This window comes from Candidatus Frankia alpina, assembly GCF_902806485.1.
Taxonomy (GTDB): Bacteria; Actinomycetota; Actinomycetes; order Frankiales; family Frankiaceae; genus Frankia; species Frankia alpina.
Window position 1 is genome coordinate 1 of the sequence record NZ_CADCWT010000173.1, and the last position, 10569, is coordinate 10569.

Annotated in this window: 11 protein-coding genes and 1 pseudogene; 3 read left to right on the forward strand and 9 right to left on the reverse strand. The window is 70.3% G+C overall.

The features are described from left to right. Positions 1-257: 257 nt before the first annotated feature. From rdgB to murI, 4 genes are read right to left on the reverse strand one after another with little or no spacing between them, the layout of a single operon-like run. Complete coding sequence (gene rdgB / locus G6R25_RS16990; RefSeq protein WP_136448621.1) at positions 258-935, reverse strand: RdgB/HAM1 family non-canonical purine NTP pyrophosphatase; 678 nt, start codon at positions 933-935, stop codon at positions 258-260. Beyond that, the gene (gene rph / locus G6R25_RS16995) at positions 932-1675 is read right to left on the reverse strand and encodes a ribonuclease PH (RefSeq protein ID WP_136448620.1); all 744 of its coding nucleotides are present in this window, start codon (positions 1673-1675) and stop codon (positions 932-934) included. Before rph ends, rdgB begins: the two co-directional genes overlap by 4 nt. Before the next feature lie 37 nt (positions 1676-1712). Next, complete coding sequence (locus G6R25_RS17000; RefSeq protein WP_163553779.1) at positions 1713-2459, reverse strand: MBL fold metallo-hydrolase; 747 nt, start codon at positions 2457-2459, stop codon at positions 1713-1715. Continuing rightward, positions 2456-3385 carry a glutamate racemase gene (gene murI / locus G6R25_RS17005; protein ID WP_163553780.1) on the reverse strand — a complete coding sequence of 310 codons (930 nt, stop codon included), beginning with the start codon at positions 3383-3385 and terminating at the stop codon, positions 2456-2458. Before murI ends, G6R25_RS17000 begins: the two co-directional genes overlap by 4 nt. Positions 3386-4314: 929 nt before the next feature. Here murI and G6R25_RS17010 point away from each other — a divergent pair. Then, on the forward strand, positions 4315-4767 hold the full coding sequence (locus G6R25_RS17010; protein ID WP_235948792.1) for a hypothetical protein: 453 nt from the start codon (positions 4315-4317) through the stop codon (positions 4765-4767). Between the two features lie 34 nt (positions 4768-4801). Here the strand turns inward: G6R25_RS17010 and G6R25_RS17015 are convergent, their stop codons facing one another. The 4 genes from G6R25_RS17015 to G6R25_RS17030 form a co-directional block, all read right to left on the reverse strand. Next, entirely contained in the window at positions 4802-5338 is a 537-nt protein-coding gene (locus tag G6R25_RS17015; protein ID WP_235948794.1) for a DUF3307 domain-containing protein, read from the reverse strand. A gap of 210 nt (positions 5339-5548) precedes the next feature. After that, the gene (locus G6R25_RS17020; protein WP_163553781.1) at positions 5549-6409 is read right to left on the reverse strand and encodes an NAD(P)-dependent oxidoreductase; all 861 of its coding nucleotides are present in this window, start codon (positions 6407-6409) and stop codon (positions 5549-5551) included. A gap of 162 nt (positions 6410-6571) precedes the next feature. Further along, a complete protein-coding gene (locus G6R25_RS17025) occupies positions 6572-6892 on the reverse strand; it encodes a putative quinol monooxygenase (RefSeq protein ID WP_136448587.1) in 321 nt (106 codons plus the stop codon). A gap of 207 nt (positions 6893-7099) precedes the next feature. Then, the gene (locus G6R25_RS17030; protein ID WP_163553782.1) at positions 7100-7600 is read right to left on the reverse strand and encodes an NUDIX hydrolase; all 501 of its coding nucleotides are present in this window, start codon (positions 7598-7600) and stop codon (positions 7100-7102) included. A 163-nt stretch (positions 7601-7763) separates the two neighbouring features. Here G6R25_RS17030 and G6R25_RS17035 point away from each other — a divergent pair, with 163 nt between their 5' ends. Continuing rightward, positions 7764-8210, forward strand: coding sequence for a winged helix-turn-helix transcriptional regulator (locus tag G6R25_RS17035; protein WP_205447187.1), 447 nt, complete (start codon positions 7764-7766; stop codon positions 8208-8210). Positions 8211-8432: 222 nt separating this feature from the next. Further along, entirely contained in the window at positions 8433-9794 is a 1362-nt protein-coding gene (locus tag G6R25_RS17040) for an esterase-like activity of phytase family protein (RefSeq protein WP_136448584.1), read from the forward strand. 475 nt (positions 9795-10269) lie between these two features. On the opposite strand, the pseudogene G6R25_RS25310 reads toward G6R25_RS17040, so the two are convergent. Beyond that, a pseudogene (locus tag G6R25_RS25310) lies at positions 10270-10569 on the reverse strand (hypothetical protein); the annotation flags it as partial.

Sequence of the window (10569 nt, forward strand, 5' to 3'; positions counted from 1 at the left end):
GGGCAGTTCGGGGTTTTCGTCAGATCGCCTTCGGCGATCTTCCTGGGGGAGCCGTAGTGGGCCTTCGGCGATCTGCGGGGGCCCCGGACCCGGGGTGTCCATGCGCTGGGGGGTGTAGGGCGGTCGGGCTGGAGTTGCTGGAGGTTGGTCACCAACCCCAGATGAGGTCACGATGGGGCGGACGGCGACGCAGCGGCGACCCCGGGTGCACCCGGTCGGCTCGGGCAAGCAGGGGGAGGAGACGGGAATCCGCCGGCTCAGGAGGCCAGGACCTCGCCGAGGAGGATGGCGAGCTCCCGGAAGGCCCGGCCGCGGTGGCTGATCGTGTCCTTCTCGGCGGCGGTCAGCTCGGCATTGGTCCGGGTCTGGCCGTCGGCGAGGAACAGCGGGTCGTAGCCGAAGCCGCCCTGGCCGCGGGGCTCGGTCAGCAGGGTCCCGCGTAGCTCCCCGTGCGTCACCCGCTCGACGCCGCCGGGGGTGACCAGGGCCGCCGCGCAGACGAACGCCGCGCCGCGCCGCCCGGGCGGCACGTCGTCGAGCTGGGCGAGCAGCAGGCTGTTGTTCGCCTCGTCGCGTTCGGCACGGGTGCCGTCTCGCCGTCCGGACCAGCGGGCCGAGCGCACACCGGGCATGCCGGACAGCTCGTCGACCGCGAGCCCGGAGTCGTCGGCGACGGCGGGCAGGCCGGTCTGCTCGGCCGCCGCCCGCGCCTTGATCAGGGCGTTCTCGGCGAAGGTGGTCCCGGTCTCGGCCACCTCCTCGCCGTCGGGGAGAGCCACCAACTCCACCGCCAGGTCACTGGCCGCCAGGATGCGGCGCAGCTCGGTCAGCTTCGCCTCGTTGCGGCTGGCGAGCACCACCCGCACCGGCTTCGACGAGCCGGTAGGGGCTTCCGCCGCCGCGGCGTCCGCGGCGGCGGTCGGCTTCGCGGTCATCGGGTCCCCTCCGGTCGGGCGGGACCCGCCGGCGCGGGGCCGCGCAGTGCCTCGGCCTGGATCTCGGTGAGCTGGGCGCAGCCGAACATGGCGAGGTCGAGCAGCCGGTCGAGCATCGCCCGGTCGAACGGGGCGCCCTCGGCGGTGCCCTGCACCTCCACGAACCCGTCCGCCCCGGTGCACACCACGTTCATGTCGGTGTCCGCGGTGGAGTCCTCGGTGTAGGCGAGGTCGAGCATCGGCTCGCCCCGCACCACCCCGACGCTTACCGCGGCGATGCTTGTCGTGATCGCCGCGGGGCGGCCGAGCCAGCGGGTGGCGTCGACCAGCGCGACGTAGGCGCCGGTGATCGCGGCGGTGCGGGTGCCGCCGTCGGCGAGCAGCACGTCGCAGTCGATCGCGATGGTGTTCTCGCCGAGGGCAGCGAGGTCGATGCAGGCCCGCAGGCTGCGCCCGATCAAGCGGGAGATCTCGTGGGTGCGCCCCCCGATCCGCCCACGCACCGACTCGCGGTCATTGCGGGTGTTGGTGGCCCGCGGCAGCATCGAGTACTCGGCGGTCACCCAGCCCAGGCCGCTGCCCTTGCGCCAGCGCGGCACGCCGGTGGTCACCGAGGCGGCGCACAACACCCTGGTCTTGCCGGCGCTGATCAGCGCCGACCCCTCGGCGTGCTCCTGCCAGCCCCGCAGGATCGTTACTTGCCGGAGCTCATCCGGTTTCCTGCCATCGACTCGTGTCACGCCCGCGACACTATCGGCCCGCCTCGGACCGGCCGCGTCAGACCTCGAAGGTGGCCCCGGGTGTGGCTATGGTCAGGTTCCCGCCGAACGCGCCGGCCGCCTCCTCCTCCGAACGGGCGGCGTTGCCCCAGGGGACCAGGTGGGTGAGCACCAGCTGGTCCACACCGGCCCTCCGCGCGTGCTCGCCGGCCTCCCGGCCGGTCAGGTGCAGGTCGGGCGGGTTGTCCTCATCGTCAAGGAAGGACGCCTCGCACAGGAACAGGTCGCTGTCGCGGGCGAGCCGAACGAGCCGGTCACACGCGCCGGTGTCGCCCGAGTAGGTGAGTACCCGATCCTCCGCGGCGACCCGAACGCCGTAGGCCTCGACCGGGTGAGCCACTCGGGTGAGATCGATGCGGAACGGCCCCACGTGCAGGCAGCCGGCGCCGATGGTGCGGAAGTCGTAGATGTCGGCGAGGCTGTCGTCCGGCCACTTCTCGAATGCTCCGCACAGCCGTTCCTGAGTGTTGATCGGGCCGTAGACGGGGAGCTTGGGCGGCATGCCCTCGGGGTGGTAGCGCCGCGCGTAGGAGTTCGCCACCAGGTCCAGGCAGTGGTCGCCGTGCAGGTGACTGAGCAGGACCGCGTCGATGTCGCGCAGGTCGCAGTGCCGCTGCAGTTCTCCCATCGACCCGTTGCCCGCGTCGAGGACGAGCCGGAATCCGTCCGACTCCACCAGGTACGACGAGCAGGCCGAGTTCGGCCCGGGGTACGTGCCGGAACAGCCGAGAATGGTCAGTTTCACCGTGGCACCACCGGGCTCTGCTGGGAGGAATCCTGATCCGCCGCGGTTCGGGCGGTCCAGACGGCTGTGGTCGTGGTCCTGGCGGCAGGCAGCGCCGACGGCGCGGACGGCGCGGACGGGGACGACTCCCCGGACGCCACGGCCGAGACCTGGACGAGCTCGGGCCCAAGGAACCTGCGCCCCACCCGGGTGAACAGCGTTGGGTCACCTGTGGTCAGGAAACGGTGACTGGGTGGTGGTAGCTCGGGATCCCGGAACAGTCGGTCACGCGCGAGCACCCGGTAGGTGTCCTTCGTCGTCTCCTCAGCACTGCTCACCAGCGTCACGCCCTCTCCCATCACGAGGCTGATCACCCCGGTCAGCAGTGGGTAATGGGTGCATCCGAGTATTACCGTGTCAACATCAGCTTCCTGCAACGGTGCGAGGTATGCCTCGGTCAGTCCGAGTAGCTGGCGCCCGGAGGTGATGCCCCGTTCGACGAAATCCACGAACGCGGGGCAGGCGACGCCGGTCAGGTCGACGCCCGCGGCAGCGGTGAAGGCGTCGTCGTAGGCGCGGCTGCTGATCGTGCCGATCGTGCCGATGACGCCCACCCGGCCGCTACGGGTGGCCGCCACCGCGCGCCTGGTCGCCGGCATGATCACTTCGACGACCGGCACGCTGTAGCGTTCCCGGGCGTCGCGCAGGCACGCGGCGCTGCCCGTGTTGCAGGCGATCACGAGCAACTTCACCCCCTCGTCGACAAGACGATCAAGACACTCGAGGGCGTATCGGCGTACCTCGGCGATCGGGCGTGGTCCGTAGGGTGCCCGTTCGGTGTCGCCGAGATAGACCAACGGCTCATGCGGAAGCTGGTCCAGAATGGCGCGGGCCACCGTGAGACCGCCTACTCCGCTGTCGAACACCCCGACCGGCGCGCCGCTCATGAGCGATCAGACTAAGCCGGAATCCCGATGCTCACCCTGTGGGTGTCATCACGAAACCTTTGTCCAATACGGGACAGCATGCACAAGTCGCACTTCGTAGCGATCTGTCCGGCGGATCGAGTGGCTTCGCCGCGTGTCATACGTCGCTGCTACCCAGGTGGCGGCCCCAGTGCGCCGGGCCCGGACGATGTGTGGCGGGGTCGACATCCCCCCGAGTGGCCCCGCGGCCCCGGGAAATCTTCGATTTTTGGCCGATCGGGCCGGGAATGATCCAATGTGGCCCGATCGGCGTTCCGCAACGAAAGGTGCCCGCCTGGCGGCGGCATACGGGTACAGGGACCTCAAACGGGGTGTACGCTAGAACTGCCTGTAATCGATCAGTGACTAAAGGCTATCGAGCAGGTAGGTTGAGGACGCGGCTGAGGTGTCCGGGTCGTTCCCATCCGTCCCCGAACCGCGATGCCCCAGTCGCATCCTCGAGCTCGGCGGCGTCCGGTCGAAGCATCCGTGGTGATGTTCCGACCGGCACCGTCGGGCCGGCGACTGTGCAGTCCGGTCAGCGGCCTCGGAGCGCCCTCGCCCGGCTGCCCCGCGAGGCATTAGGCGATCCGCGGCGCTGCGCCGAATGGACACGATCCGTCCACGTCTTCGGATCGAGAGCGGTTTCCTCATTCTCTTCGTGTCCCTGCGATGACGAGATGCTGTGATTGCCGCCGGTGTGGACCGGGCGGGTCATCGAAAGCCAGCGGGGGATGCCGAGGCGTCACCACGCACCGGCGGCCCTGACCGGGTGCCGTCCCCTCACCGCTGCGGTGTGACCGTCGTCCGAGGACGGACGGAGCAAGCGGGATGATCACCGCCAAACCGCCCCTCAGGCTTGTCGGGTTAACGTCGATCGAGGTCGTCGCAACCTCGATGGCGATAGGAACATGCCTATGACACGGTTCCTCGCCGCAGTCGCCGCGGGGGTCGCCCTCCTGGCGGGAGGGCTGGTCACCCTGGCGCTCGTACTCCCACCCGCCTACAGCTACCTGGTCCCGGTTGTCATCATCCTCGTCGTCATGGGGGTCAACATCACTGCCTGGCTCGTGATCCCGCATGTTGTCGGCTCGGCATTCGTCCCGGCGCCCGGGGCCGCCGAGCGGTCGGCGTCCGCGCACTCCGCCGGCGGCTCGTTCGGCTTCGCCCGTGGCGGGTTCGACTGGCCGGGCGCCGACCTCGCCGCCGAACCCACCGCGGACGAATGGTCGTCGTCGTGGGACTACGCCGGTCGCGACAGCGCTGATGACGATCGATGGTCCGTGCCCGGCAGCGTTGACAACGTGTCCTGGAGCGTGGCGGGCTCGTCGGACGGATCCGGCGGCGCGGCGTCGAGCAGTTAGGAACGACCGAGCGCCTCCGCGGGCTCTCGGGAGGTCAGAGCAGGGTCGCGACCAGCGCCGCCAACCACAGCGACGCCGCGTGCAGGGACTGATCTGCCAGGTACATGCCGTTCATCCCGTTCCTGGCGAGCTTGGCGAAGTTCCCGCCACCCGTCCTGGTCAGCAGCCAGCGCACGGCGGTCCGGCGGTCCCACAACGCGTGGGTGAGCACCGAGATCAGCAGCCCGGCGCTGGCTCCTGACGCGGACAGCCGCAGCTCGAGCCCGACCACCGTCACCGCCACCATCACCACGACGACCGCGTGGTAGGCGGCCAGGTGTCGTCCCAGCGCCGCCCAACCGGCTGGGCCCGGGGTCGTCTTCAACCGGGCCTGGGCATCGGTCTGGCCCAACACATGATCGGCGAGCTGGTGTGCCGCGAACAGGGTCACCAGCAGGGCTGCGAAGGTGACGGCCCTGGTCATGAGGTCGGGGCGGGACGGCGGGACGATGCTGCGTTCATCGTCAATTCCTGCTCTGCGCCCAGCGTCCGGGCGGGCCGGACGGGCCGCGGACGGCTCGGGGTCGCTCACCGATGATTTCGTCGGCGGGCGGCACGCACCGGGCGGCGCGCCCGCCGACGGGCACCGGTGGAGTCGGCCGGGACGGCGGGTGCGCACCCGGCCTTCCTCAGGTCGACCGGGTGGACTCGTCGCCGTTCAGCCTGCGACCCCACGAGCCGCCACACCGCATCCTGTGACGGCTTCTGGGCTTGTCGCGGCGACCGGCTGTGCGAGCCCGCCTCAGGCGAGTCCGGCGCGGCGGCGGGCGGTCTCGGCCACCGCCGCCCAGTCCTGTTCTCCCTGGTCGTGCGCGAGCGCATCGATGAACGCGTCCCGCAGCACGCCCCCGAAGGGCAGGGGAACGTTGCGTTCCTGGCCCGCGGTCAACGCCAGCTGGACGTCCTTGAACCCGAGCGGCAGGCGGAAGTTGACCGGCTCGTAGTTCCTCGCCCCGATCATGCCGCCGTAGCCGGCGAAGACCGGGCCGGTGAACAGGTTGTCGGTCACCACCTCGATGAACAGGGCCGGGTCCAGCCCGCCCGCCTCGATCACGGTCGTCGCCTCGGCCATCGCCTCGAGGGAACAGGCGATCAGGTAGTTGCCGAGGATCTTGACCAGGTTGGCGTGCGCCGGCGCCTCGCCGACGGTCCAGGTACGCCGGCCGAGGGCGTCGAACAGCGGCTGCACCTCGGCGATCGTCGCCGGGGCGCCGGCGGTCACGACGGTGAGGTTGCCCGCGGCGGCGGCCTCCGTCCGGCCGAACACCGGCGCGGCGAGGTAGCGCAGGCCCCGTTCGCCGTACTCGCGCGCGGCCCGCTCGGCCAGGGTGGTGCTGATCGTCGCCATGTTTACGTGCAGGGCGCCGGCGGGCGCCGCGGGGTCGAGCAGGCATTCGGCCACGGCGCGGTCGTCGGCCAACATGCTCAGCACGGTCCCGGTCGCGAACGCCTCCTCGATGCTCGCGGGGACGGCGCCGGCCGCGGCCAGCTCGTTGACGGGCCCGGGGGAGCGATTCCAGACCAGCACCATGTGACCCGCGGCGATCAGGTTGCGGGCCATCGCCGTGCCCATCCCGCCCAGGCCGATGAATCCGATCCTCATGAGTCACGCTCCTGACCGCGCTCACCCGCGCCGGCAGGTTCACCGCCCGCCGGCTGCGGGTGAGGCGCGCCGGCGCCGCCTACCCACCGCAGTCTGCCCCCGCCGCGCGCACCCGCCCCGCAGACCCGCCCGGCGCTCGTCCGGAGTTCGGACCTGTTCGTCCTATGCCTCGGTTGCCACGGGGACGCCGGTGCCGGCGGTGAAGGTGATGAACTCGATGCGCGGCGGACCGGTGAGCAGCGACTGCCGACCGGCGACGAAGCGGTGCATGTGCGGCTGGTTCTCGTGCTCCTCGAAGGCGTCGCGGTCCCGGTAGAGCTCGTAGAACAGCCGGGCGTTCGGGTCCCCGGCGACGCGGTGCGTCGTGTAGATCAGCGTGCCGGGCTCCCGTTCCGCGATGAGGGGCACGGTCCTCGCCACGAGGGCGTCGAACGCGTCCGCAGTGTCCGGGCGAACCTCGAAGCGCACCGTCAGACCGAACATGGCTCCACCTCCGCGATGTAGTTATCGGTAGCGAGGTTCTCACTGTCGCCACTTCGCGAGTGACGGTGTGTGACCTCACTACCGATCACTGTAGTGCATATCACAAGACTTGCGTCACATCGCCGCGGCCCGACCTCGGCAGACCTGAGTAGTCACCAGATGGGGCCGTCCGGACCTTGACGCCGACTCTCGCACCGTCCGGATCGGTCAGGGGGCAGGGAGGGTGGCGAGGGCTGCGGTCACGAGGTGGCGCATGAGTGCCGGGTCCCCGCCGCGGTAGCGCCGCAGAAAGTCCTCGGGTTCGATCAGCACCCGGCCGGCGGACTTGTGGGTGGACTCCCAGGGGCCGAGTTCGCTGACCCGGGCGGTGCGGATCACCATGTAGGTCCGGTCGTCGGCGCCGAAGTAGTCGGACTCGATCACCTCGACCGGGTGCAGGACGCCGAGCCGGGCCCGGACCTCCTCCCACGCCTCCCGCCGCACGGTCTCGTCGATCGACGACTCGCCGCGCTGCACGTGCCCGCCGGGAATGTCCAGCCCGCGCGTCAGCTCGGCGACGACCAGCCGGCCGTCGTCGGTGACCGTCGCCACCGCGGCGCTGGTCACCTGCTCGAACGGCGGGTCCGGTGACGGCCCGAGGCAGCTCAGCGTCGTTTCGCCGCCCTGGCGGCGCCGCACGGGTCGCCGGTCCTCTCCTGCAACGGTCAAGGCTGGACTCCTCCGGTGGGTTCGGCTTCCTGTCTACCGCGTCGTGCCGGCGGGATGGGTGATAGGTTGGATTATTGGACCGACATCTCACGCCCGAACTGTCCGGGAGGCAGAGTCCGGGCGGCAGGGCCGGGGTGAGTCGGCGGGACGTGTGGTCGAGGGGATGGTCACCATGGCCGGTGCCGGGCGGGACTGTTCGATCGCCAACGCGCTCGGGGTCATCGGTGAGCGGTGGAGCCTGCTCGCGTTGCGCGAGGTGCTGCTCGGTGAGCGCCGCTTCGACCAGATCGCCCGCAACACCGGGGCGAGTCGGGACATTCTCTCGGCCCGGCTGCGCACCCTCGTCGAGCGCGGCGTACTGGCCAAGGTGCAGTACCAGGAGCGGCCGCCGCGCTACGAGTACATCCCCACCGAAGCCGGCCGCGCGCTACGGCCGATCATGCTCGGGCTGATGGAGTGGGGCGACCGCTACGTCACCGACGGCCCGGGGCCGACCAGGTGGGAGCACGACTGCGGCGCCGAGCTGCATCCCGAGATGGTGTGCGGGCACTGCCACGCGCCGGTGCTGCCGGGGACCACGCGCCTGGTCCGCCTCGGCCAGGTGCGCTGACCTCCCGCCGACGAGCCCTTCGCCGCCGGCGAGCCTTTCGCGCCCCCGTCGTGGTTCCCAGCCTCGGGGCTCTGTGCTGCGCCGATGACGGGATCGCGCCGGTTAGTCGTAATGCGGAGGGTTGCTGGTCGGCTGCGGTTCATCGGCCGTCCATCGGCGGCCCCTAGCGTCCCCTTTCGGTCGTGTCGACGGCTGTTACCTGGGAAAATGAGGGAGATTCCGATGCGGGAATCAGGGGGGAGTGTCGTGGCGTCGAGACGACTTCGCGGATGGGCGGTCGCGGGGCTGGCACTAACGGTGCCGCTGGGCATCGTCGCCGGGCAGGGGGTGGCGTCGGCGGCGCCGGAGCGGGCCGCTTCGACCGTGCCGACGGTGGTGGCGACGGGGACGCTGCCGAACACCGGACTGGCGGAATTTTCCAACGGCCTGATTCCCGGCTCGGTGGACGCCGACCGCGGCGTCGACCTCGGTGGCATCGGCAGCGATCTGTACCCGGCCGGTCGGCCGAACGAGTTCTGGACCGTCACCGACCGCGGCCCCAACGGGCAGATCAAGGTGAACGGCAAGAACCGGCGGACCTTCCCGGTCCCCGGATTCGACCCGGCCATCCTCAAGGTGCGCGTCGCGGGCTCCACCATCAAGGTCCTGGATGCCCTGCCGATCACCACCGCGCACGGAGCACCCGTCACCGGTCTGTCGAACATCGACGACTACGACGAGACTCCCTACACCTGGGACGCCCAGACGAAGCTTCCGCTCAACCCGAACGGTCTGGACACGGAGGGCCTCGTCCGCACGCGCAGCGGCGAGTTCTGGCTGGTGGATGAGTACAGCCCGTCCCTGCTGCGGATCAGCGCCCGCGGAAAGGTGCTGGCCCGGTACGTCCCCGCCGGTCTGAAGCTGACCGGAACGGACTATCCCGTCATTGCGTCGCTACCCGCCATCCTCACCAACCGCAAGATCAACCGCGGTTTTGAGGGTATCGCCCTCGCACCGGACGGCCGCACCCTCTACCTGTCCGTGCAGAGCCCGCTGCTGGTGCCGGACAAGGACACCGGCGAGGCGTCCCGCAACACCCGGATCTTCCGCTTCGACACCGCCACCAACAAGGTGACCGGCGAGTTCGTCTACCGCCTCGAGGACGTCAAGACCTTCGACCCGAGCGTCGGCGGTGACCCCGCCGAAATGAAGATCTCCTCGCTTGCGGCCGTGGACGCGCACACCCTGCTCGTCGACGAGCGTACCGACCCTGTCGCCCGCCTCTACACCGTCGACCTGCGCAAGGCCACGAACATTCTCGGCACCGCGTGGGACAACCCCGCGACCACCCCGTCGCTGGAATCCCTCGCCGACCCGGCCGCGGCCGGCGTCAAGGTGCTGCCGAAGAGCCTCGCCGTCGACCTCGAAGCCGTCCCCGGCATGCCCGACAAGGTCGAGGGCATCGCCGTCCTCGGCCCCCGCACCATCGCCGTCGCCAACGACAACGACTTCGGCCTCGGCACCTTCGACACCAATGGTCAGCTCATCGACTCCGGCATCAAAAGCAAGATCCTCCTCCTCCGTCTGAACCACCCGCTGTCCTGACCCTGTGGCCTCGGCCGTCCTGTGCCGGGGCAGTCAGGCGTCGCCCGTAACCAAGGTGCCGCCAGGTCCGCACTTCGCGGACCTGGCGGTCACCACATGGTGCGCAACTACGGCCGGCCGAAGATCTCGTGTGTACCTACGCGACGCCAGATGATGTGTGGCGCGCCCCGCTGATTGGATCTGCCGCGCCCCGCGATGAGATCCGAGACGAAAAGGTCCCGGGCGCGGAGAACTACTGATCTTTAATGCGCGATGCCGGTTGATGGATCATGATGATGGCTCCACGGCCGGTCCGGTGATGGCGAAGTACCTCTCGGGCAGATCGGAACGGTGCCGGACCGGCCTGCGGACGGTTCCCGGCCGGCGCACAACCCCGCCTCCGAGCCGCCCCCGACCGGCCCCCGACCGGTGATCAAGGTGTTCCGTGGAACCGCGTCGCGGTCGTCACCGTCGCTGCTGCCACGTCCGCACGGTTCTATCCCGGTCGGGGTCCGAGTCCCGGTCGGGGTCGGGGTCGGGGTCGGCGATTACGTTCCGTGGTCGGTGAGGGGTCGGGAGCGGGGGTGTGCGTGGGAACGGTGCTACCTGGGTCCTTCTGTAGGGACAGACCGGACGCCGAACCCATCAGAGCGACCACATAGGCGCGCTCCCATGCATCCACCCCGAACACCCCACCGCCGCCGTCACACTCCGCGATCACCACCATGACCGCGATCACCACCATGACCGCGGCCACCACCATGACCGCGGCCACCACCATGACCGCGGCCACCAC